This window comes from Agarivorans sp. TSD2052, assembly GCF_023238625.1.
GTDB lineage: Bacteria > Pseudomonadota > Gammaproteobacteria > Enterobacterales > Celerinatantimonadaceae > Agarivorans.
Genome location: NZ_CP096670.1, coordinates 3,928,722 through 3,952,551 on the forward strand (window position 1 = coordinate 3,928,722; position 23,830 = coordinate 3,952,551).

22 protein-coding genes and 1 pseudogene are annotated in these 23,830 nt (G+C 42.8%); 7 read left to right on the top strand and 16 right to left on the bottom strand.

Annotation, left to right across the window (positions count from 1 at the left end; translation table 11 throughout):
- Positions 1–278: 278 nt before the first annotated feature.
- From M0C34_RS17905 to M0C34_RS17925, 5 genes are all read right to left on the bottom strand, one after another.
- Positions 279–2,576, bottom strand: coding sequence for a site-specific integrase (locus M0C34_RS17905; protein ID WP_248713022.1), 2,298 nt, complete (start codon positions 2,574–2,576; stop codon positions 279–281).
- A 68-nt stretch (positions 2,577–2,644) separates the two neighbouring features.
- Positions 2,645–3,904: a hypothetical protein gene (locus M0C34_RS17910; protein ID WP_248713023.1), complete on the bottom strand. Its 1,260-nt coding sequence runs from the start codon at positions 3,902–3,904 to the stop codon at positions 2,645–2,647.
- Positions 3,897–4,589, bottom strand: coding sequence for a hypothetical protein (locus M0C34_RS17915; RefSeq protein ID WP_248713024.1), 693 nt, complete (start codon positions 4,587–4,589; stop codon positions 3,897–3,899). Before M0C34_RS17915 ends, M0C34_RS17910 begins: the two co-directional genes overlap by 8 nt.
- 182 nt (positions 4,590–4,771) lie before the next feature.
- The gene (locus M0C34_RS17920) at positions 4,772–5,020 is read right to left on the bottom strand and encodes a hypothetical protein (RefSeq protein ID WP_248713025.1); all 249 of its coding nucleotides are present in this window, start codon (positions 5,018–5,020) and stop codon (positions 4,772–4,774) included.
- Between the two features lie 218 nt (positions 5,021–5,238).
- A complete protein-coding gene (locus M0C34_RS17925) occupies positions 5,239–5,790 on the bottom strand; it encodes a recombinase family protein (RefSeq protein WP_248713026.1) in 552 nt (183 codons plus the stop codon).
- Between the two features lie 336 nt (positions 5,791–6,126).
- Between M0C34_RS17925 and M0C34_RS21325 the strand changes: the two genes are divergently transcribed.
- On the top strand, positions 6,127–6,318 hold the full coding sequence (locus M0C34_RS21325; protein WP_371923090.1) for a helix-turn-helix transcriptional regulator: 192 nt from the start codon (positions 6,127–6,129) through the stop codon (positions 6,316–6,318).
- 406 nt (positions 6,319–6,724) lie between these two features.
- On the opposite strand, the gene M0C34_RS17930 is transcribed toward M0C34_RS21325, so the two are convergent.
- Positions 6,725–7,345, bottom strand: coding sequence for a hypothetical protein (locus tag M0C34_RS17930; RefSeq protein WP_248713027.1), 621 nt, complete (start codon positions 7,343–7,345; stop codon positions 6,725–6,727).
- A gap of 146 nt (positions 7,346–7,491) precedes the next feature.
- Here M0C34_RS17930 and M0C34_RS17935 point away from each other — a divergent pair.
- Positions 7,492–8,577, top strand: a pseudogene (locus M0C34_RS17935) (IS4 family transposase); the annotation flags it as partial.
- 16 nt (positions 8,578–8,593) lie between these two features.
- Here M0C34_RS17935 and M0C34_RS17940 read toward each other — a convergent pair.
- Positions 8,594–9,205, bottom strand: a complete 612-nt coding sequence (locus tag M0C34_RS17940; RefSeq protein ID WP_248713028.1) for a hypothetical protein — start codon at positions 9,203–9,205, stop codon at positions 8,594–8,596.
- Positions 9,206–9,308: 103 nt separating this feature from the next.
- On the opposite strand from M0C34_RS17940, the gene M0C34_RS17945 reads away from it, so the two are divergent.
- Positions 9,309–10,124 (top strand): IS110 family RNA-guided transposase, encoded by an 816-nt coding sequence (locus M0C34_RS17945; protein WP_248713029.1) that lies wholly within the window; start codon positions 9,309–9,311, stop codon positions 10,122–10,124.
- A gap of 19 nt (positions 10,125–10,143) precedes the next feature.
- Positions 10,144–10,434 (top strand): hypothetical protein, encoded by a 291-nt coding sequence (locus tag M0C34_RS21330; RefSeq protein ID WP_371923139.1) that lies wholly within the window; start codon positions 10,144–10,146, stop codon positions 10,432–10,434.
- 399 nt (positions 10,435–10,833) lie between these two features.
- Here the strand turns inward: M0C34_RS21330 and M0C34_RS17950 are convergent, their stop codons facing one another.
- The 4 genes from M0C34_RS17950 to M0C34_RS17965 all read right to left on the bottom strand — a co-directional run bounded on the left by M0C34_RS17950 (position 10,834) and on the right by M0C34_RS17965 (position 13,278).
- Entirely contained in the window at positions 10,834–11,349 is a 516-nt protein-coding gene (locus M0C34_RS17950) for a zinc finger Ran-binding domain-containing protein (RefSeq protein ID WP_248713030.1), read from the bottom strand.
- A gap of 141 nt (positions 11,350–11,490) precedes the next feature.
- Complete coding sequence (locus M0C34_RS17955) at positions 11,491–11,991, bottom strand: hypothetical protein (RefSeq protein WP_248713031.1); 501 nt, start codon at positions 11,989–11,991, stop codon at positions 11,491–11,493.
- Positions 11,992–12,017: 26 nt separating this feature from the next.
- Positions 12,018–12,695 carry a hypothetical protein gene (locus M0C34_RS17960; protein ID WP_248713032.1) on the bottom strand — a complete coding sequence of 226 codons (678 nt, stop codon included), beginning with the start codon at positions 12,693–12,695 and terminating at the stop codon, positions 12,018–12,020.
- 106 nt (positions 12,696–12,801) lie between these two features.
- Positions 12,802–13,278: a hypothetical protein gene (locus M0C34_RS17965; protein WP_248713033.1), complete on the bottom strand. Its 477-nt coding sequence runs from the start codon at positions 13,276–13,278 to the stop codon at positions 12,802–12,804.
- A 277-nt stretch (positions 13,279–13,555) separates the two neighbouring features.
- On the opposite strand from M0C34_RS17965, the gene M0C34_RS17970 reads away from it, so the two are divergent.
- On the top strand, positions 13,556–14,536 hold the full coding sequence (locus M0C34_RS17970; protein WP_248713034.1) for an integron integrase: 981 nt from the start codon (positions 13,556–13,558) through the stop codon (positions 14,534–14,536).
- A 226-nt stretch (positions 14,537–14,762) separates the two neighbouring features.
- On the opposite strand, the gene M0C34_RS17975 is transcribed toward M0C34_RS17970, so the two are convergent.
- From M0C34_RS17975 to M0C34_RS17985, 3 genes are all read right to left on the bottom strand, one after another.
- Complete coding sequence (locus M0C34_RS17975; protein ID WP_248713035.1) at positions 14,763–15,953, bottom strand: tyrosine-type recombinase/integrase; 1,191 nt, start codon at positions 15,951–15,953, stop codon at positions 14,763–14,765.
- 226 nt (positions 15,954–16,179) lie between these two features.
- Positions 16,180–17,838, bottom strand: a complete 1,659-nt coding sequence (gene groL, locus M0C34_RS17980) for a chaperonin GroEL (RefSeq protein WP_248713036.1) — start codon at positions 17,836–17,838, stop codon at positions 16,180–16,182.
- A gap of 51 nt (positions 17,839–17,889) precedes the next feature.
- Positions 17,890–18,180, bottom strand: coding sequence for a co-chaperone GroES (locus M0C34_RS17985; RefSeq protein WP_248713037.1), 291 nt, complete (start codon positions 18,178–18,180; stop codon positions 17,890–17,892).
- Positions 18,181–18,510: 330 nt separating this feature from the next.
- Between M0C34_RS17985 and M0C34_RS17990 the strand changes: the two genes are divergently transcribed.
- Positions 18,511–18,693, top strand: coding sequence for a hypothetical protein (locus tag M0C34_RS17990; RefSeq protein ID WP_248713038.1), 183 nt, complete (start codon positions 18,511–18,513; stop codon positions 18,691–18,693).
- A 51-nt stretch (positions 18,694–18,744) separates the two neighbouring features.
- Here the strand turns inward: M0C34_RS17990 and M0C34_RS17995 are convergent, their stop codons facing one another.
- Positions 18,745–19,236, bottom strand: coding sequence for an FxsA family protein (locus M0C34_RS17995; RefSeq protein WP_248713039.1), 492 nt, complete (start codon positions 19,234–19,236; stop codon positions 18,745–18,747).
- Between the two features lie 420 nt (positions 19,237–19,656).
- Here M0C34_RS17995 and M0C34_RS18000 point away from each other — a divergent pair, with 420 nt between their 5' ends.
- On the top strand, positions 19,657–21,447 hold the full coding sequence (locus M0C34_RS18000) for a protein-disulfide reductase DsbD (protein ID WP_248713040.1): 1,791 nt from the start codon (positions 19,657–19,659) through the stop codon (positions 21,445–21,447).
- 49 nt (positions 21,448–21,496) lie between these two features.
- Here the strand turns inward: M0C34_RS18000 and M0C34_RS18005 are convergent, their stop codons facing one another.
- On the bottom strand, positions 21,497–23,515 hold the full coding sequence (locus tag M0C34_RS18005) for a methyl-accepting chemotaxis protein (RefSeq protein WP_248713041.1): 2,019 nt from the start codon (positions 23,513–23,515) through the stop codon (positions 21,497–21,499).
- Positions 23,516–23,830: the final 315 nt, after the last annotated feature.

Below are 23,830 nucleotides of genomic sequence, written 5' to 3' on the forward strand. Positions count from 1 at the left end.
CGCTGATTTATATGTTTTTTTAGAATGCTAGTTTACGGGCTTCATTAAATAGCTATCTGTAAGGCTAGCCCTAAAAAATTTATGCTCACCGTGCAGTTACAACTAGAGCGTCATATGGCGCTCAAGTAACAGCCGTAATACATACGATAAACTCAGCTTTTGGCGCATTATTGTTTTTTAGATGTTGGGAAAGAGCACAACTAACGAGTGCGAGCTAAGTCTTTAGCTGAGCATTTTTTGATATTACTAACAAGTGCCATCTGGCCACACCTTGGTGCTCAGTGTGCTAGGTACTGCAGTAACAACATAAACACAGCAGCTCGCATTTGTGCGTCTTTTGGTTTTGTAAACGCAAGGCAATATTGCGTTTTTCGGCTCGGTGAGTGGTTATCAATATACTCAAGAAATGCAGTTAAGGTTTTACATTTTTTTTGGCGTCGGCCGTCTTGAATAACGACGCGTACACCATCTTTTTTGAGCCATAGGTCTAACGCATTAGCAATTTGAATAGCTTGATGCTTTTGTGGTGTTACCCAGCTGTATTTAGCCTCAATGGAATAGCAACGTAAAAGAAGCGCTCCTAACGAGCACAGGCTCGTAATCATTGATGGTCTGCATTGAGCTAATTGCAAAACCAACTCACCCAGCCAGCGCTTATCTTTTTTAGTGAGAGCCTGCTGAGAAATGCTACTAAATATTTTAGCGTTTTTCTTCTTCAGGCTCTCTACTATCTCAAGCGCTGTTGAAGTTTCTGAAGACAAGATATTCAAAGACCTTCTATCAACCATTAAGGCCTGGCAAAAGCTTATTAACTTCATGCCGTGCTTGGGAAATACACTAAGCTGATGAGTGACTGGTCGCCCCGACTTCTTCGTTAATACTTTAATATGAGACTTTAATATCGCCACTGCATAAGGCCTCAAGGCATTTGGGCTGTTCCAGGAATGGCTTGGAACCTCTTGGCGGCTTTGGATATAAAAACCATCTAATGGCTTTAGCCTTGCTTTGTTGAGTAGCCTTTTTGCCACAGCTTTGGGAATAACCTTCTGCTGTTTTTCTATTGCATCCCAATGGACAAATTCGAAAATATTGATGTAGTTCTTAATAGTGGTAGCAACATGCTTGTGCCCCAACGCAACGGAGCAGCTTTTTAGAAGCGCATCGGGAGACACACTTTGCGTATCGGGCAACTCAGGGATATCCATGCCCAATACTGCCGCTAGTTCTGGGCAATAAATTGCCATTGTTTGCTCGCTGGGTAGTGTATGCCGGTAGCTATATGCCCCATAGTTATGGCCATTAGTCAGATGTTGAATGAGCGATGAAAACTCAGCTGATAATCTTGATGGCGAGCCTTTATCGGCATTATACCCCTGCCCCCATAAACTGCTTTTTTGGTTATCTCCCGCAATCAGTTGATTGCATACATGTAACAGCGCCAACCAGGGGTTATTAGTGATAAACGTCCGCAAACCGGCTTTAGATTTGGGCGAGTGTCGCACATCTACTGTCTGCGTATAGTCGCTATTCACTTGCACATCAGCGAGCTGCATCTTGGCGACCTCCCCAACCCTTAGGCCATTGTTCTGTATGAGCCACAGCATAACAGCCTTAACCATGTCACCATCAACCGCTCTCGCCATAACCTGCTTGGTCTTGCGTTGGACCAGGCTGGCTCTTACATGCATAACAACGCTGGTTTTCACCCCTTCACTGCCAAAGCAGTCCATAATAAAAGCCTCTGTGTTTTGCTTAGCTTTTTGACTGCCTTTTATTTTGCTGAGCGTTTTTAGTAGCTGAACCGAAGATAAACTCGCTATTTCCTCGTCAGATTTAATGTCGAGCGCTTCAAACACCAATCCGATAAATCGCGTTGCATCGTTAATATATCGACTCGCTGTTTCTACGTTTATTTTTTTTCGGTTGAGTTTTGTAACACACCAACTGAAAATCATTTCAACGACTAGTGGCACCCCTTGCTCTATACTATCTAAAAGCACGATAGCCGCCTTGCGTCGCTCACCTTTTCCCAGGAATTTAAGCGAGCCGCTAACCGGTGATACATTTTCAACAGTCTGCCTCACCGGCACCCTGGGCGGCGTAGAAAAATCTCCTGTAATGTAGGCTTCAAATTGCTCATGACTCAGCCCTACACTCATTAGGTTTCGGGTTAGCGTATTGATAATGTTGTGTGTAAAATGCGTATTCGTAGAGCCTTGCCAGGAGCTCAAAACCTCCTGAGCCAGCGCGGTGAAGCTATCGTATTTAAGCTCTAGCGTTAAACAACAATCCTGCCAAGAACAACGTGATGGCTCATCAAATGCATCGTAGTAGTGGGCTAAGAGCAGCGCACTCGTCGAGTCAATATGCCACCGACATTGTAACGCTTGCGTTGTATTATCTGGGTTTCGGCTATTTGCAACTCCGCCGTTAAGCCTAGGGTCTAGCGTGTATTCAACCCACAGCAACGGCGAACAATACCTAACACCTTGCCGGTTTAGCAGCGCGTCCATAACCGCCTGCCAATGGCGCTGACAAAATACCCCGCCATTAATCATCACACTAAATCCGAGCAAAGCCGCCAGCCTCCTCTCGGTAAGTGGCGACTCTATTAACTCTCGATGAAATAACTCATACGGCGTCGTCATTTAATCAGTGTATTCAGCAACACGTTAACTGAATGAGCAATAGCGTGTAGCACTACCGGGCAGGGGTGCTCTCTATCATGTTCGACATACGCAGCCACATCAGGTTCACTAAACCGCCTAAACAGCCAATTGACAACGGTTTTGCGCGGCCAGTTTTGATTGACCTTTTTACCATTAAATAAGAAAGCATTGAGCTCCTTCATCGTCAGTAATGTCTGCGTATGACTTTGTTCATAAGTGAAAAACAACGTTCTCTCGCCGTTTAACACTGAAGCGATAAAATCATCATTCGAATACAGATTTAAATACTGACAATATTCATCAAGAACACTGCCTAACAGCGAGCCAATTGGCAACATTCGATATGGAATTTCAGAGGATTTGTTGAGTATAGCGACACGCGCGTTCTGAATATCAAAATCATTGATGGTCGGCGCTTTTCGTCTCAAATGTCGAGTACACGTAGCTAAGCAAAACACCAACATGGCGCGACGCGCTAGCGCATTATGCAGTAAGTATCGGTTTTGCAGACTTGCGCAGTGCGCAAATGTATCCGATGCATCAGCGGCTTCTCGCCATAAATCCTTTAATACACTAGACACCTCTTCTAGTTGCATTATGCCATTGCTGCCTGCAAATGAGTCTAATTGAGATCCTGACGTTAATTCCACAGGATGATTAAAGTTAATTTGATACTCATTTAATAAATGGCTTAACGCCAAATAATGTTGTTTGAAAAAAGAACCATTGGATTCGTGACAGTAATGCGCCTGAGTCAGCGATGCCTTAACTAGAACCCCTTCATTTTTCCTGTAAATCAACTCCCTGACTTTTTTAGCCAAACGAGCCGGAGTTGCAGAGCGATGAACGCCAACAGATTTGAGCAGTTTATTCGCCTCTTTAACAACATCATTTGCCCTCCATGGCGTCTCTAAATCAGCGGTTAGCTGAAGCACAACCACGCTCGGCAAATAAAATCGAAGCGCTGAGCTAGCATCTACGAATTCCACCAGCTCAGGTGCAATTTTCAGTTTGGGCAGCGGGAAAGTAACGAGCAGCTCAAAAGCGTTACCTTCCTCTCCTCCCTCTATCGAAAGCGAAGACGTCCTTAGTTGGTGAAGCGTAAGGCCAGTGCAAAGCGACACGGCAAAAATGCCCAGTAATTCAGTATCCAGGGCACTTTCTAGCTGTAGAAAAGTGCCCCTAAAAGCAGAAGCTATTGAATCTGGATGAATATGATGTTGCGCGTTACTCATGCTCATCGTCTCCTATAATCAATTCTCTTGAGCCGCTTATCCTGCCCTGCTCTTCAGGCTCGTCATCAATCGGTTCATCTATAAAATTCTGCGATAAAGACTTTCCTTTACTAGTAATAGCTTTAAGTGATTTAGCAAAGGGTTGTAAAGATTCGAGCAAGACATGATTAAAGCGCTGATGCTTCACTAGTCGACGTAGGGTTGCATCAGGAATGGTTGAGATTTTCCCAAGTAAAGAGATAGAAAACGGTTCATCAAAAATAATTGCTAATTGCTCACTCCCTATTGTACGGAGAAGAAAAATATACATCGTGATAATTGTTTTTGAGCGATTTTTCACTGCTATCGGTAGTGCTAGCAGTGACTGAAGCAAAGCTTTTAGGCGTAATTGTTCTGTAATATAGTCCTTATCTCGCTCAATCTCATGAGCCACTATTGAGAAGTCATTGTATTTAGCAAAACAAATACTGACTGGTGACTCGAGAGGCCAGAGTGTCCGGCTCAAGTGTTTAGATTTAATGACGTTTACATGCACAAAGCGTTGTGCAAGGTCAGTTGCTTCAAGTGGTAGGGCTAATCCGATGGAGTAAATGATGTCGTTAATGCTGTTATCTTCACAGAGAAGTTTTACTGGCTCGTCTTTTAGTAGTGTTACGTTGGCGGTTAATTTGTGATTAATACTCATACTGTTACCTAATTATTTTTTTGAATGGCAACAGATATAGCTTAACCTTTTTTACTGAATCTCTAGTTTTTTTGATTTTTTCTGGAATTACTCAAAAACGCCTCCTGTAGATAGAGAGTTCTCCTGAATAATTCGGCTGAGAAAACACAAGGGCCGCCCAGCAGCCCTTATTGTTACGCTCATTAATTTGAAGAAATATTTCGATTCAATTTAGGATGGCGAGCCAGCTCCAACCTCACCTTTTCACTAATAATTTCAACGATATAATTGAACACATCGATATCTGGAAAAGGTGTAATTGATTCTAAATACTTCTTAGGTAATTTGTAGATAACATATGGATCAAGCATTGACGCAATATCTTGCGCAACAGGGTCGTTGCCTTCAAGCCATGCGGCAAGTAAAGCAACTTCTAAATTTGAAAACATCATATTTCCTCGGTTGATTTAGTGCCCAGCCATTAAACCAAGAGCTGAATGTCTGACAAATTTGCTGCCGAGGAAAAAAAGACCAACCTTATATAGCTAAACTTTTTGGTTCAATTATCACGTTTACTCAAAAATATTTTCTTTGAAGAGAAATTCAGCCTTTACAGCCCTTTGCGCTGAGGCTCATAAATTTCAGAGTGGGTTAGAGGAACACCATGATGCTATGGCTTTTTCAAGGCTCGCTGCACACTAGATAAACTGATATCCAGCTCCCTAGCTATATCGCGATAGCTTAACCCCATATCGCGACACTGCTTAATTTTATCCTTGTCGATCGTGCTCTTCCTTCCTTTATACACGCCGCGCATTTTGGCGAGAGCTATACCCTCGGCTTGCCGTTCTCGAATCATGGCGCGTTCAAATTGATAAATAGCGCCTAATAGGGTGAGTAGAAGTTGGTTCATAGGGCTGGAACTATCAGCGGTAAAGACTAAATTTTCCCTGTGGAAATGTAGTGATACCCCTTTAGATAGGAATAGCTCGACGAGGGAGAGCAAATGCCCAGTATTTCTAGCTAAACGTGAAATGTCATGAACGTGAACAACGTCCCCAGTTCGAATGTGCGCCAGCAAACTATCTAAACCAGGCCGCTGTTTAACAGAGCCAGAAATATTGTCCTCAAAAACAATATCCAGCTGTAACCCATGCAACTGCCTTAAGGTTGACTGCTCTGCAGTGCTTACTCGTGTATATCCAATATTCTGGCCTAACATACCCTCTCCTGTATTCAATTAACTCTAGAGTGAATGAAACGTTTGTATTCAAAACGTTATATCCACCCTATTGAATACGAAAGTAGACATCTGACAAATGTGGTCACTTGGGTATACCTAAAATACACACCTGCTGATATTGGTGATGCAAGCCTAGGAAGACACATGTAGCGGATCAAATAAACCGACAAACAAAGTTAGAGACAAGCGCGAAAATCACCGCACGAATAGATATAAAAAATAGGTTTTATATTCCTAAACGGTATATAAATAATTGCAGATTTGCTAAAAACATTAAACTGATAAGTAGGGAGTACACAAAAAATGGAGAGCTACATGACTATAACTCCCTATGGTTCATTGCTAAACAAAATACAGGTAGTTGAAGAAACAGGTTTGAGTTATTCAACAATCTACCGTCTATACCGTGCAAACAAGTTTCCGAAACCAGTACGTTTATCCGCACGACGAATTGCCTGGAAAAAGGAGGAAGTTGAGCAGTGGCGGAAAGATCTAGGACGCGTCTAGCCGTTACTTTCATCACTACAAAAACGTTCCATAGAAAGTTAACAGCACATAGGATTGGTTGTTAACTTTCTTTTGGACAAAAGCGTGTTACGTTATTAGCTCAAATATCGGTGGTTCGGATTAGATTCAGTACGGTTAGATCGGAGTTAACGCCTCGCATCACCGGAAATTTGCGGCGCGTAGCAGAGCAAATTGTGATCCGACTTGATTGCTTTGTTAAGTGTATGATCACATGAGCCTATTGACAGTAACCAAGAACAAAATTGCTAAGATTAATACTAAATTAGTTGTTGATGTAGACAACAGCAATTGAACAGACTCTATATACATTTTGACCCCCTGAGTTGATGGGTAAATGTTAGCGTCATTTGAGTTCAGAGCTAAGGAAAGTTACACAACTTAAAATTCAACAACTTTCCCTCCTACGTTTAAGGAAGTTCCCAACGTTTTTCCTTGATAACTCAACATCCCAACTAGTAACAATTGCCACTACATTAATAAAAACATCAGAGTTAGAAAGCTTGATGTCATCACTAGATTTTTCTAAGCATGCAAAAGTCCATGCGTTGAATATTTTTTCTACAATATTTTGAGATTTTGCTTTGACAAAGCGAGCATGATACTCAGACTCTAACTCCGTTTTATCATTTAACGCGTCTAGGAAGTCCACAGCTGATATACAGTCAAAATGCTTAAAACCTTGAGAATCAATTTTACATGGCTTTAAACCCAAGTCGTTGGCGCCTATTTGCAAAGCTCGATCCGATTTTGCGTCATGCCTTGCGACTAAATCGCGAAGTCTTTGGGTAGACTTAACTATATCGTCAAAAAGTTCACGCATCTCTAGAGGGTAATTTGCCGGATTTTGAGTCAATTGAATCGATCCGCTTTCATCTATTGGCAGTTGCCCAAGCCCATTTAGTTGATACTCCATGTTTTTAATTAGATGAGTAAACTCTTTCTTCGACATTTGAAGAAGTGAGTTTAATGAATCTACCTGATATTGACTTAGCTTATTATTAACCATACTTCACCAATACACTAACGCCGCACTCTAGCGAATCCCCTAATAATTCCTTGGAAATTCAATATAGTAGACGCGCACCCCGTTGTTTGATCTAATTAATTTCGCCAAAAACAAATCCTATCTAACCCTGCACGGAGGCAGTCGGGATGCGCGAAATTCAAATTCTACACCAAATGCTTATTGAGCTATGCCCTAATATTCACAAAAAACGCCTTAACTCTCTGATGGTTGCCACTACATCACTCTTGGATGGCGACAAATTGTCTCTCACTGAACTCGGGCGCAATATTACCAGCAGGGTCTCACCTAAACACTGCATTAAACGCATGGACCGCTTGCTCGCTAATCATCATTTAAATAGTGAACGTTTAGCGATATACCAATGGCATGCTCGGCAGATTTGCGGGGCGAATCCCATGCCAGTGGTGCTAGTAGATTGGGCTGATGTGCGTGAGCAATTACGCATGATGACCTTACGAGCATCAATCTCTATTAAAGGGCGCTCTATTACCTTGTATGAACGCACCTTCGAGTTCAAAGATTACAATGCACCACGTAGTCATAATCAGTTCTTATTTGAACTCGCCAGCGTGTTGCCTCAGGGCTGTACACCGTTGATAGTTACGGATGCGGGGTATCGCAATACCTGGTTTAGAGAAGTAGCCTCTTATGGCTGGTATTGGTTGGGTAGGCTACGTGGCGAGGTCTGTTATCAGCTCAGTGACCAATGGGCGCTGACTAAAACCTTGTATGATTCGGCAAGCTGTAAAGCGCATTACATAGGTGCGGTGCAAATCGCCCGCAAGAAGCCCATGCCCTGTCACTTATATGTATTTAAATCCAAGGATAAGCACCGTAAAGATAAACGCTCTCGTCGCTCAGGTAACAATCACTCGGCCAAGAAGCTGTATCACCGCTCAGCCAAAGAACCTTGGGTACTCGCCACCAATTTACCGCCCGAACTCTTTAATGCGATACAAGTGACGAAGTTATATGCCAAACGGATGCAAATAGAAGAAACCTTCCGAGACTTAAAAAGCCCACAATACGGTTTTGGCTTACGCCACAGTCGCTCACGATGTCCACGCCGCTATGACGTACTGCTGCTGATAGCTTTACTGGCTGACATTATTTTGTGGTGGTTAGGTTTAGTGGCACAGCAAGTGGGTTGGCAACGACACTTTCAGGCCAATACCATCCGTAAACGGGCGGTTCTATCGGTAGTCCGCTTAGTGCCTTGTTAGGCAATTAACTCATTCGACCGTAGCAAATATCTTGAAATGTGCCTATTTCACTCAAACCTTTATCTGTGATTTTCAGCAGATTCCCATCTATAGTGCACCACCCGTAATCACAAATAGCTTTAGACTGCTCCATGATTTCTTGTTTTTCTATTTTGCGTGACTCCGCAAACGCAAAAAAGTCGAACGATGGTGCAGTATAAGATGCTAAGACTAGTAACTTACCTGCTTCTTTTAATTTTGTATAACGATACAAAGGTTGATTATTAATGAGATCATTAATTTTAGCGGTGATGTCTTCCAAGTGGCTTACTTTGCTTTCTAGCGTTTTAATGAAATTGTTTTCATCAGTATAATCAGAAGGTGCATATAATTTAGTGTGGTGCTTAGTTACCAACAAATAGAACACAAATAACACCAAGCATGGAAATAGAACTAAAAATATGACAAGAACTATAAGTAAACTGTTATTAAGATTAGTTTGAGATGTAAATATTCCAGCTATTCCATAAACAAATACAAACGCTAAAGCGATAATCCCTAGCGGGTTTTTAGATAGACCAGTTGCCGTTTTACCAAAATCATTCACGGTTAACACTCTCCAAATTTGCCTAGACATAATGATCCCCTGGTGAAAGTGCCGACCTCCTGCGTTTATCGTGGGTTAGTCAAACTAGAGCCACACTGTTAGATGCAAAGTCTTAACAGAACAGGAGATCGACATGTCTAAATCTAGCACGTTTTTTATTGGACTAGATGTTCACAAAGAAACCACAGATGTCGCTTATTGTGTTGATAATTCGAGAGATGAGCCTGTGTTCCACGGCACCATTCCCACCAACATTCGTTCTATCAACAAACTTATCAAAAAATACAAAGACTTGGCTACTCATCTTTGTTTAGTTTATGAAGCAGGGCCGTGTGGGTTTTGGCTTTATCGTCATTTAGTGAAACACGGTATTGAATGTTGGGTAGTGGCTCCCGCCCTTATCCCTAAAGCGCCCAGTGATAAAGTAAAAACCGACAGGCGCGATGCCATCGCTTTAGCGAGAATGGCGCGAGCGGGATTAGTTCATTCTATTCATGTCCCCAATGCTGATAATGAAGCGGTCAGAGATTTAATCCGTTGTCGTGAAGACGCCATGCTCGATTGTCGCCAAGCGCGTCAGCGTTTAAAATTGTTCTTATTACGCAATGGCCACCCTTGTACGGGTCGCCAAGTATGGAATGAGGCCTACAAGCGGCACTTAGCTGATATTCATTTCTTAGAGCCTGCTAAAAAACTCACCTTTCAGCACTACATCAACATTGTTACCGAGCGTTATGAGCAGCTGCAACACCTTGAGCAAGAGCTACAAGTGATTGCTCAAGACTGGTCTTGGTATCCGCTAGTTCAATACCTAACGGTATTGCGTGGCATACGCTTCTTATCGGCCATTACCTTAGTAGCAGAGCTGGGTGACATGCGCCGCTTTGCTAACCCGCGTTCACTAATGAATTTTGTGGGCTTAACCCCCATCGGAATACTCCAGTGGTAACAGGCAAAAACAAGGCGGTATTACTAAGTGTGGCAATACCCATGCAAGGCGAATACTAATCGAAGCCGCCTGGGCATATCGCTTTGCGCCCAAAGTCTCGCGAGAGTTACAAATACGCCAACAACACCAATCACTGAATTTACAGCAGCGTTCGTGGCAAGCCCAACAACGCTTATGCCGACGCTTTGCCCAACTCAAACACCGTGGCAAAGAACACAACAAAGTGGTTACGGCTGTTGCCAGAGAGCTACTAGGTTACATCAGGGATATTGCCCAACGCTTTGACCCACAAAGCCAACATATAGGGTAGAAATAGAAACAAGCTAACAGGTTAAAACAACTTGAATGAGTAAGACCGGCGGCAGCGGTGAGAGCAACCCTCGAGGGCGTTAAGCGATGTGAACTCGCGTACCTAGACTGAGGCAAGGCTCCAAAGGCGCAAACAAGTAATGCGATAACCAACTCGCGAATATCAGCAAGGTCAACCGCCGACACTTACTTGCCAAGGGTCCCTCATTCAGGTTTTCTATGCCGGTGTTAATCGGTAGGAATAGACTCGTGCGTGTTGACAGTGGGGATCATATCAACGCCCGCATAAGGGGCAACAAAACGTAGCGGCGATTGGTTTAAACTTGGGCGAAGCACCAAAACTAATCGCCGCGTAGTTTTGGTGTCCCAGCCAAGCTTGCTTGGCGACTTGATGCGCTTGTTAGCTTTTTGCGTAAAATCTTTCTAAGAGCAGGTTAAGGTGCTTGTTCTTAGCTATGTAGATCAACGCAGCGGTTGCAACACCAAAGTACGCCATTAAACCCCAACCAACACCACTTTCACTGTCGGGAATGAGATACAACCTAATAATAATTACGGTAAGTAGCAATGTTGAAAGCGTAGTTAGCGTAAGTACAGCGGGCTTATCTTTTGCAATGAACATTAGCAGCTTGATGTTGCTGAACACACAAAGCATTACAAATAGCAAAAAGAACAGCATTGATTCAAAGTGCCCGTTATAAATATAAATTGCCAAGAAATAAGGTGAGAACATCAAAGGCATCAATGACTTTTTACTATTGTGAACGCTCTTGTTTCGACGATACTTTTCCGGCTTTTGATGCTCCTCGATTTCTTCCGCGCTAGCAGTAGCAGAGCAACCACATTTCATACAATGTGAATCTGTTGGCTCATTAGGTGCGTGGCATGAATTACAAGTCCATCTATAACTTTTCATAAACTCCGATACTCAAACAAGAAGCTAACGCTCTGCTAATAGGTTAACAAACATAACCACTTAGCTAAAATTACCACCGTAAACACTAAAGCTAATTGAACCAAAAATGCCAAACGTTTGTTAATCCTGTTGAGCAGTTTGTTAGGACAATATCTCGCGGTCAATCGCATAGATTTCCATGCCAACTACTTTTGCGATTTCAGGAAAGAGTATCATCACATAACTACCTCTGTGATCTTCATAAACATACCTCATTTTCGTAAAGACCCCACTCCAGTTTTGAATAACTGGTTCTAATTTCAGTGATACATTCACTTTAGACTCCGCCTTGAGTTTTTTAATGTCACTATTATCACGCGCCTTAACTAAGCTATCAAAATTGTCATTCATTCGATTACGCATTTCATCGGGCAGCGCTTTGTAAATTTTGTAAAAGTCATGGGAATGATTTCCTTTAACTTTAAAGTCTTCTGCAAAGATGAGCTGATACAAGCTTTTGAAATAAAGTTCAAGTGACAGTGCAGCATTTACTTGGCTAGGTAAGAGTAATGTAGGGTGTTGTACAGATGAAGTATTCAACACATTCGCAGCTTTCATATAATCGACCGCTGATTCAAGAATTTTTCTAGCTCGAATGTTCATATTACCTCTGTTGTCCTAACGCCAAGCTAAGCGGCGCCGCTTGCGGCGTCCTTGCTTGAGCTTTTTGTTAAGTTTTTCATTTGTTCTTCAAGCGCCAACTCAATATTGACGCGTGCCTGATTTAAGTTTTGAGCTAGCCGATTGCCATATTCAAAAGTTTGCATGTTTTCTGCCATTGAGCGCTGTTGATTGTTGCGCTCATAGTTTGCCTGCTCTAGTTTTCTGATATGAGTAAGAAGCGGCTTTCGTTGCTCTAGATAGAAGTCTAGCTCTCTTTGCATTTCCTCTTTAAAGTACAATGAGATAAGCATCTGAGTCTTATTAGTTGGATAAATCGTATCTCGATCCATACATGCCAAAGCGGTAGACAAATTGGTACTAAGTAGTGAAACCTCTTTATCTACATATTCGTAGATTAGCTCAATCTTCTCTCGTTTTATTCTTGATATTTCCCGTTCTTCTAAATAGACATGGGAAATCCGTTCTTCGATTGCCTTGACTGAATTTACTTGTTTTTCAATACGATCAAGTGTTTTCTTGAAGTCTTCGTCTAAAACCTTTCCCTCAGCTTTCTTTTTTACATATGCACCTAGGTAGGCCCCAAACAAAGGAAGCAAAATTAATAAGATATACGTCCATATGGGTAGAAGGCTTTTAGATTCGATTGCCATATTTACAGCTTCAGAAATTTCCTGCGGTGTCATTTAATACTCCTGAAACTTAACGCCCGCTTAAACTGTGAGTGAATGTGTGCCATGTTTGAGCGTTAGCAGTTGGGCACGCGTTTACGAATCAGATTTAAAGCATTTGTTAGCCGTTTACACGCTCGAAACTTAACTGTTCATGACGGACTGTTTCTTGGCGCCCTCTATAAGCCCATGAGCCGGTTAATTTCCCACCACGTTCTTCGATTTTAAATAGTCCAGATACAAACGATAAAGATGAGTTCGATGTACTACGCATTTTTACGATTAAGAAGCCCTCCCAAGTTTCACCTTCAATAGTAAGGTTCTGGATATAATCATTATCGCTATTCTCAACTCGCATAGAACCAAGCCCATAGACTCTGTGAGCACTCTGCTTAAGATCTAGCTGACATGAATATGTGACTTCATTATCATATTGGATGCTGTATTTCCAAGTTCCTCTTAAATCCACACCTTTATAAATAAGCTCTTGATACCAAGGAATAAAAGCCTTTTTTACCAATAAACTAAAGAGCCATAAAACTGTGGTTGTTAAGATACCTGAGATAGCACCCCAAAATACTGTTTCAATAACACTCATTGCTATACAACTCTCTCTGATTAATTCCTGACGGCTAACGCTAAGTAGGCCGCACGTGCGGTCTATCCCATTCAATGAGCGCGCGTCCTATCACAAAAAACATGATCTTCATCACGTTCGCTCATCAATTTATGATTTGATATTAACCCATTGTCTACCTTAGTTTTTTACTTGGAATCAATCAATCGTCGATCCATTTCTATCATTGATTACTTTGACAAATGACGCAAACGAAACCACAAACACTGTATATATATACAGCTTAAAAGTGCGCGACATGTCAAACACACCATTGCGGCTCCAGCAGCGATTTAGAAATACGATTTATCAGCACCATTACAGTATTCGCACCGAGCAAACCTATTGGCATTGGATAAAGCGTTTTTTGTATTTTAATCACAAGCAGCACCCAGCAAAGCTCGGAGCTGCTGATATTGAACGATTTCTAACTCACCTAGCGGTCGATAGGCAGGTCGCTCCGGCTACTCAAAACATCGCGTTTAATGCCTTAATGTTTCTCTATAACAAAGTTCTACGTATCGAAATGATTGGAATTCAGGCGAAACGCGCGAAAAAACGAGTCAAAATTCCCGTAGTTTTTACTCGAGGTGAAGTGAACCAAGTGATTTCGAATTTACCCGCGGATTATCAGATCATGGCTTCACTGCTTTACGGGTCGGGACTAAGACTCAGTGAATGCTTGAGATTACGGATTAAAGACTTAGATTTTGATCAAAATACAATCACCGTACGACAAGGCAAAGGAAATAAAGATCGCGTGACTTTGTTACCCCCTAACTTGATCCCAAAGCTTCTCGATAACATTCTCCAGAGCAAAAGTGTTTTTGCCCACGATATGAGTCTAAATTATGCTGGAACGACGATGCCTTACGCGTTAGGCCGTAAGTATCCACATTCTCAACGGTCGTTTTCTTGGCAGTTTTTGTTTCCGTCGACTCGCCTGTGTATCGACGCTAGAACAGGTGAGCTCAAACGCCATCATATTCATCATAGTGTTTTCCAAAAAGCAGTCACCAAAGCCGTGCGTAATGCCGGTATAAATAAGCCTGCAAGTTGCCATACCTTTAGGCACAGCTTTGCCACCCACTTATTAGAACAAGGGACGGATTTAAGAACTATACAAGAATTACTTGGCCATCAGGATGTAACAACGACTGAGATTTACACGCATGTTATCGGTCGTCATACCACGGGCGTCAAAAGCCCCTTAGAGGGCTTGGTTCAAGCTGCAAAATAGATGACTTATTAAAAGAGCATCAAGGCGCTTATGCATTCTAGTTGGCGATTAAACTTGGCTCGTAAAATCAGATTCAAAACCATTAGTTTTGGTATGGAAAGAGCAGTGGGAAATTTTGCTGTTCGCAAGAAGGCCTAACGCGTTTTGGGGCAATTTCGAGTTACGGTTAACCGTTTCTTAGAACCCGGAAAGTGCCGAGAGTTCTTAGGATTTACCAGACATCGGGTTATTTGAGTGAATCTAAGTAATCCGCCCATTTCTGCATCATTTTTTTTCTCTTCTTCAAATACAATGCACGGTTATACGCTCTGGCAGTAGCCGAGCCGATTAGATGAGCAAGTTGCACTTCAACAACGTCATGTTTCCACCCCTGCTCGTGCAGTAATGTTGATGCTGTGCTCCTAAAGCCATGAGCAGACATAATATCAGGGGAGTAACCTAGTGTTCTAAGCCGATTTCCCAATACATTTTTGCTAATAGGTTTATTACTATCCAACTCGCTTGGGAACACAAACTTTGAGTAACCAGTGACTGATTTTATACTCTCAAAGTGTTTCACCACCTGCTTTGCAAGGGGAACTAAATGTTCTCTGTCACACTTCATATCTTGGGCAGGAATTCGAATGATTCTATTTTCTAAATCAACATTCTCCCATCTTAGAAATCGGATCTCTTTTGGTCTTAAGAACAACCTTGGAATGAGTCGGAGAGCCTCTATTGTGCAGTACCCGCTAGAACGGTCTTGATCAATATCTCTTATTAACGCGGCCAGCTCTTTTTTGCCGGTGATAGCAGCGCGGTGCTGAACTTTTGGTAAAGGTGCGATAATGTCCCTTAGCGATATACCTTGTGTAGGATTATTGCTAGTTAATCGATGAGATAAACCATAAGCGAAGACTCTCTTTATTATAGATAAAATCATCGGAGCTTTCTTTGGGGATCCCGCAGCTTCAATAGAGAGCATTAAATTTGTTATATGAGCAGCATCAATATCATCAAGAGCTAAATGACCAATTTCTGTAGCATCTTTCGTTAGCCAGCGCTTAATTCTTTTCGCATGATCTTCTGACCACCCTGCTTTTTGATTTTCCCACCACTGCATAGCAACCCATTCAAACGCTTTTTCTGGTGAGTTCGCCTTCTTTTTAGCTTCACGTCGTTCATCCATCGGATTGACGCCTTGGGCTAACAATAAATGAGCCCTCTTAACTAAATCCCTTGCTTCAGATAAAGAAACAATGGGGTATTTCCCTAACGCCATTTCTTGATGCTTGTTGGCGTATTTGTAGCGTAATCTCCAAAGCTTAGAACCACTAGATTTAGTTAATAGAAACAATCCATTAGCGTCATGTTTCTTTATGCTATCTCTACCCGCTGGGCAAGATATCGACTTAACCTCTAATGCTGTAAGCGCCATAATCCATGGTCCTCCTGGGGTATAAAATGGGGTACAACTTCAAATATATCAAAAAAAAGTAAAGCTCGCTACAGGCCGTACCCCACGTTATACCCCACCAATTTTGACGCTTTATGACATCACATGACACATCCTGAAAAATACGATCATAAAAAAAGGTCCGTAAAGCAATACCTTACGGACCTTCTGAAACCTTATGGGTTTCTATGAAATGGTTAGGGGAGGCTTACATCATGCCGCCCATGCCACCCATACCACCCATACCGCCCATACCGCCCATATCAGGGGCGCCACCAGCAGCTTTATCTTCAGGCTTATCAGTGATCATACATTCAGTCGTGATCATCAAACCAGCTACCGAGCCAGCAAACTGAAGCGCTGAACGGGTTACTTTAGTTGGGTCAAGAATACCCATCTCTAGCATGTCACCGTATACACCAGTGCCAGCATTGTAACCAAAGCTACCAGTACCTTCTTTCACCTTGTTAGCAACCACAGAGGCTTCTTCGCCTGCGTTAGTTACGATTTGGCGAAGCGGAGCTTCCATAGCGCGAAGGGCTACGCGAATACCTACGTTTTGGTCTTCGTTATCACCTTGTAGCTCAGTCACTTTAGCGGCTGCTCGTACTAGTGCAACACCACCACCGGCCACTACGCCTTCTTCAACCGCGGCGCGAGTTGCGTTTAGTGCATCTTCTACGCGGTCTTTCTTCTCTTTCATTTCAACTTCAGTTGCAGCGCCAACTTTAATCACCGCTACACCGCCAGCTAGTTTAGCTACGCGCTCTTGAAGTTTTTCTTTGTCATAATCAGAAGAGGTATCTTCGATTTGTTGACGAATTTGCGTTACGCGACCTTGAATCGCAGCTTCTTCACCCACGCCATCAATGATGGTGGTGTTGTCTTTAGAAATAACAACACGCTTAGCAGTACCCAAATCTTCTAAAGTCGCTTTTTCTAGCTCTAGGCCAACTTCTTCAGAGATAACAGTGCCGTTCGTTAGAATAGCAATGTCTTGTAACATGGCTTTACGACGGTCGCCAAAACCAGGCGCTTTAACTGCAGATACTTTAACAATACCGCGCATGTTGTTTACTACCAATGTTGCTAAGGCTTCGCCTTCAACATCTTCAGCAACAATTAGCAAAGGCTTACCTGCTTTAGCTAGCGCTTCTAGCAAAGGAAGTAGTTCACGGATGTTAGAGATTTTTTTGTCCGCCAATAAAATGAATGGGTTGTCTAATTCAACCGTGCCATTCTCTTGGTTGTTGATGAAGTAAGGAGATAGGTAACCGCGATCAAACTGCATACCTTCAACTACGTCTAACTCATCAGTTAGCGCTTGGCCTTCTTCAACAGTAATTACGCCTTCTTTGCCTACTTTTTCCATTGCTTCTGCAATGATGTTACCCACGGTGGCATCAGAGTTAGCAGAAATAGTACCTACTTGAGCAATGGCTGTAGTGTCAGCACACGGTGCAGACAAACCTTTAAGTTCTTCTACTGCTGCGATTACCGCTTTGTCGATACCGCGCTTAAGATCCATTGGGTTCATGCCTGCAGCTACTGCCTTAAGGCCTTCGCTTACAATGGCTTGAGCCAATACAGTTGCGGTAGTTGTTCCGTCACCGGCGGCTTCGTTGGCTTGAGAAGCAACTTCTTTCACCATTTGCGCGCCCATGTTTTCAAACTTGTCTTCAAGTTCAATTTCTTTCGCCACAGATACACCATCTTTAGTGATAGTCGGTGCGCCGAAAGATTTGTCTAGCACTACATTGCGGCCTTTAGGGCCCAGCGTTACTTTTACTGCGTCTGCTAGAACATTTACGCCGGCTAACATTTTGCCGCGAGAATCATTACCAAATAATACGTCTTTAGCTGCCATGATTTTTTCCTAAAATGTGTTCAGCTTTTTCTTTATTAAGAAAAAGGGAGATTATTCTACAATTGCCAGAATGTCTGATTCAGACATGATCAGTACTTCTTCACCGTCAACTTTCTCAGTTTTGGTGCCGTATCCTTCATTGAATACAACGGTATCGCCCACTTTAACGTCTAGCGCTTGTAGCGTACCGTTTTCAAGCATACGACCTTTACCTACAGCGAGAACTTCGCCACGGGTTGATTTTTCTGCTGCAGAGCCTGTAAGCACGATGCCACCAGCTGATTTACTTTCTTGATCTTTACGTTTGATGATAACGCGGTCATGCAACGGACGGATATTCATTGCCATCTCTCCTTAAAAAAACAATCTAGTTTCATTTATAGGTCTGTAACCGACGGTTACAAACTTAATCTTGCAAATAAGATGGGGGTCATTACAGGCGCATACAAGGGGGCAGAGCAAAAAATTTTCAGTTTTTTATCTCAAAAACTTACCCAATATCAAAATGAAAACATTTTCAGTAGCAAATTTTACAAAAAAGACTTGAAACCAAATAAAGATTTGAGCAGGATCACACTTACTGGTCTAACAAGATAAATATACCAACAAATCGGCAACAAGCTGATAACAGAAGATTGGTTCTATTTAGCGTAACAGCGGGAGCATCTTAGCATGCAGCAGATCTATATTGCATTTGAGCGTTTAAGCGGATTTCTTACTAAAGAAAAAACGGTTTACTTACCATTTCAAGGTAGTTTTAAAGAAGCTGAAGAACATCTTCGCTCCGACGAGTTTGATTCTTTTCTGTCTACGAGTAAGGGCTTAAACCCTCGAGTGGTTACCACCAAACACTAAAAGAAAGATAACTTTCTAAAAAAGAAGGGCGCATGCCCTTCTTTTTTCGTTTTAGTCGTCCTTTCTTTCAAACTCACCTTCAATGGTGTTACCGGGCTTATCTTCTACGTTTCCTCCTTTAAGAGGGTTAGCATCTTTAACATCAGCTCCAGCACCTGGTGGCGTTTGAAATTTCACCGATTGCATTTTCAACATTTGTGACTTTAAAACGCGGGAGGCGAGCAAAGCGCGTAGTGGCGGTAATAGGATCATTAAACCAAAAAAGTCTGTGATAAAACCTGGCATCACTAACATTGCACCAGCAACAATTAGCATTAAGCCTTCAATCATTTGCTGAGCTGGCGTTTCGCCTCGCTCCATGGCGGTACGAGCTTGAAATGCTGTTTGTAACCCTTGGCTACGAACTAACGATGCTCCGACCAAGGCGGTTAAGATAGTGAGAGCAATTGCGCTTAGCGCTCCCATTTGGCTACCCACCTGAATTAACACATAAATTTCAGCGTATGACAGGCCCGCAAATAATAAAAATACATATAAAAACAAGGCGTAAATCCTCTGGTAATGGCGAAGCGTAATAAATGCTTCATCAACTAAGACTAAAATATGAGGGCTTTGCTAGCAAATTTAAAGGTCTAAATCCAATTGCTGCACAAATAATCAGCCTCTATATCTCTTCAAACCCTAGTGTGTAATACCTAACGTCTTTAGTATGGACTCAGCTCAGCGCTTTGCTGCTCCGCCGCTTAAAAAAAACGCGCAGCTTGTGTTAACATTTTGCCACAACTCGGGTCTATCTATCGCTGGTAAGACAAAATCGACACCAGTGAAGAGCGGTAATTGCAGATTAACACTCTTTTTCGGTGGTTAAATCCATTACAGTGTTATTTGCAGCAGTAATATCCCTAGAGATGTCTTGACGCTATTGCGCTGTCAATTGAAACAAGGAGCGAGTGAAAACCTCACATGGCTAAACCAATTTTTACATTACTATTTGCCTTAAGCTTAAGCCTAAGTGCTCAGGCGGAAAACCTATTAGATCAACTGCCCGGTTTAAACACTTCTCCTAGCAGCAACGTGGCTGATTTTTTGCCGGTAGATAGCGCATTTGTTTTTAACTATCTAGAACAAGACCAGCAACTAAATTTAAGCTGGCAAGTCGCTGACCAATATTACTTATACCAACAGCAGTTCATCATCACGGTCAATCAACAAGCAATTGAGCTAAGCACTTACTTACCGCCAGGGCAGCCTTATAATGACCCCTACTTTGGCGAAGTGACGATTTACCCTGAGGACATCACATTCGCTATTCCCTTGTCGCTGCTTGATAACGCCAACCAAATCGAAGTCAGCTACCAAGGATGCGCTAAGGCAGGCCTGTGCTACCCACCCGAAACCAAACAAGTATTCCTAACGGTCTCTGACGACGCCAATAAGCTTGTAGATACGGCCGAAGCCCCCGCCACTAATCAACAAAAAAATGTCGACTCAGTGCCTATCAGCCAGCAATGGGTGCTGGCTGATCGCCTTACCAATAACAACATGTGGTTAAATACATTGTTGTTTTTTGCGCTAGGTATTGGTTTAGCGTTCACCCCTTGTGTATTTCCTATGTACCCGATACTCACGGGCATCATCACCGGCTCGGGTAAACAGCTCAGCAGCAAGCGCGCATTTAGTTTGTCGATGGCCTACGTTCAAGGTATGGCTCTCACTTTTACTGCACTGGGCCTAGTCGTTGCTAGCGCCGGTTTACAGTTTCAAGCGGCCTTACAACATCCGGTCATCTTGGCCAGTCTAGCACTCCTGTTTGTTATGTTAGCCTTATCAATGTTTGGGGTATTTACGCTGCAGCTGCCGAGCTCTATTCAACAAAAACTTAACGGGATCAGTAACCAGCAACAAACTGGTTCGATGTCTGGAGCGGCCATTATGGGCATGATTTCAGGCTTGGTAGCCTCACCATGTACGGCAGCGCCCTTATCGGGCGTACTCATTTATGTAGCCCAAAGCGGTAACATCGCACTAGGCGCAATCACCTTATACAGCTTGAGTTTGGGCATGGGCTTACCCTTATTGATGCTTGGGGCGAGCAGTGGCCGCTTGTTACCTAAAGCTGGCGTGTGGATGGAACATGTAAAAAGCTTCTTTGGGGTGATGTTATTAGCCGTCGCCATTATATTGCTTGAGCGCTTTATCTCAGAGCTGTTGGTTCGCGCACTTTGGGCTCTCCTAATAATAGGTGCAAGTGCTTACTACTACCACCAAAACCGACTAACGCTCTTAAGTGCTTGGCAAACCGTTCGTCAACTCTGCTTGCTCGCCATCATGGCGCTGACCTTGTTTTGGGTCGTTCAGCCGCTAATTAGCCCCCCTGCAAACCTAAAACAGGGTGAGTTTATTCAAGTCGCTAACCTTGCAGAAATGCAACAGCAGCTCGATGCCGCAGCCGCTCAAGGCAAACCTGTATTAGTTGATTTCTACGCAGACTGGTGCACTGCTTGTAAGGCCTTTGAAAAAGAAACTTTTCATGATCCCGTGGTAGCGGCACAATTAGCTGAAATGGTGTTGTTGCAAGCCGATGTCACTAAAACCAACGCTACCGCCATCAAACTGCTTAGCCATTACCAAGTGCTAGGCTTACCGACTTTGTTACTGTTTAACGCCGCAGGCGAGGAGTTGCACCAAGCTAGGGTCACTGGCTTTATGAATGCAGAAGCTTTTAATGCTCACCTCATACTAAACGGCTTATAACAGACATAAAAAAACCACCTATCGGTGGTTTTTTTATTAACCCATCTCACTAGCTAAATTTGAAACCTTGCACCAAGCCCACTTGCTCTTTGGCAACCGCTTCCAAATCATCACTCGAGCGATTAAGTTCAGTTACCACGGTTAAGTTTTGCTGCGCCGCACTAGAAATTGTTTCCATACTGCAAGACACATCTACTGCTGTCGTTTGCTGTTGACTGGTAGCCACGCTAATCTCTTCGTTTAACAGTGACAAGCGTTCTATATGGGTATTTATCTCAAGAATTTGGCTATTAATCGCCGTCACATTACTGGCATTTAACTCCATACTCTTGTTACATAATTCAATCTCTTTAACGGCCAGTTCAGTATCTTCTTGTAAACCACCGATCATAGTTTGAATCTCAGTGGTAGAAGAAGCGGTACGCTGAGCTAGCTGTCTTACTTCATCGGCCACTACCGCAAAACCTCGGCCTTGCTCACCGGCACGCGCCGCTTCAATGGCGGCATTTAGCGCTAATAAGTTAGTTTGCTGAGTAATACCTTCAATCACTTCTAAGATGCCAAATATAGCATTACTACTCTCTACAACATGCTTCACCCGATCTGTTGAGCTAGCAATGTTACTGGCTAATGTTTGATTATTCTCCAAAGCATTTTCAGTTAAGGTAACCCCTTGCTGAGTACTATCGCCAATTTCTCGCATACCTTGGGCTGCAGATTCAGCACGGCGAGCCACATCTTGAATGGCTTGCTCCATCTCTGTCATAGCCGCCGACACGGTAATACATTGGCTGCGCTGCTCATCAAGTTGTTTGAGCATTTCGTTACCATGCTCGCGGTTAACTGTAGAAGCCTGCCCTAGCGCTTCACTTTTATCTCTAATCATCGTTACCGTATCACGTTGCTGATTGATTACCTGATTAAGTTGGCTGCTCAGTAAACCAAATTCATTACCACTCTCGTAGGCACAACGCTGGCTTAAATCTCCTTCGGCTAGATGTTTTAAAGTAAGGATAATTTGTTTAAGTGGCGCTTTAATTAACTGCTGAATAACCAGTCCCATAACGAGGCAAAACAATACCGTGAGAGGAATCACGATCGCGCCGCTACTAATTAACGTTGAGATACTCGCTGAAGCATCTTCAATCTGTTGCTCGGTAGCTTGCTGGCTTTCTGCGTTGAGCAGATTTAAGTTAGCCTGTACCGCATCAAGTTGCTGAGAAATAGAATCTTTCAACTTCATCAGTTTAAACTGCTTAATCAAATACTGTTGGTATTGGCCTAGTAAGCCGCCAAAGGCTGTTAACTCATCCAATAACCACGGAACTTGGGTTACTAACTCATGTTCGCCGCTGGCGGTTTTTAACTCTTTAGCAATAGCAAACTCGCCAAAGTCTTCTTCAACGTATACTTTGGTCTCGCGGTTTTCCGATATCAGTTTCGACACTTCTCTGGGATCAGAAGAATTAAGGACGTTAATCGTAGCCAATTGCATAGCCGATAAATCGTTAGTTACCGCCTCTAACATCAGCTTTAATACACCGGTGTCATTTTCATCAAACTGCTGACCTAATAACAAGTTGATTCGCAGTGATATTCCTTGGAAAGTGGCGGTACGCTCAGCTAATGAGGCGCTACTAGAAATGACATCTTGGTGAAGTTCCAATAAGCTTTCGGCATCTTCAAAGAGGGCTTGGTTTTGCTCTTGAACCTGGCTAAAGCTTTCACTTTCAACGCCGTGTTCTGTTAGCCAATTCACTAAGCCTGCTTCGGCCTCATGGTAGTCTGCCACCCGCAGCTGATAATCTTGAATAAGCTGATTAACTCGTTGCCCGTCACGCTCTTGAATAGCTTGGTTAAGAACCTGGTCAACCGCCGCTAAACTGCGGTCGAGCTTGTTGGTTTGCTCCATTAATGGAAAAGCTTGTGTGATAACTTCCCCCATCGTTGTCTCGGCCTGCTGCATTTGCTTCCATGCCACTAAACCTAGCGCGAGAACAACAATACATAACAGTGAAAAGGTTGCCAAAATCAATTGGGTTATTGATAATTTTTTCAGTAATAACATCTATTTCTCACTTCTAAATTTGTTTATCACTTCCATATGTAAGCGCTTACATCATAACGATGTGGCTAGTTAATAATCATTATGTTTTCCAGATCAGAAGTTATGAAAATTCACTTTCGGGAGCCAAGCTATAAAATAGTGAAGGTTAAAATCTTGTTAACAAACAAAACAGTGATTGCGCTCACCAAAGCAAAATTAACGTGAAAAAACTCAATTAGAAAAAAACATAACGATGAGTGAAATAACAGATCTTCACTGCGCGCTATACAGTGTAGCTAAGGCCAAGTAAGCTAGGCTAAAACTCGCCAATGGAAC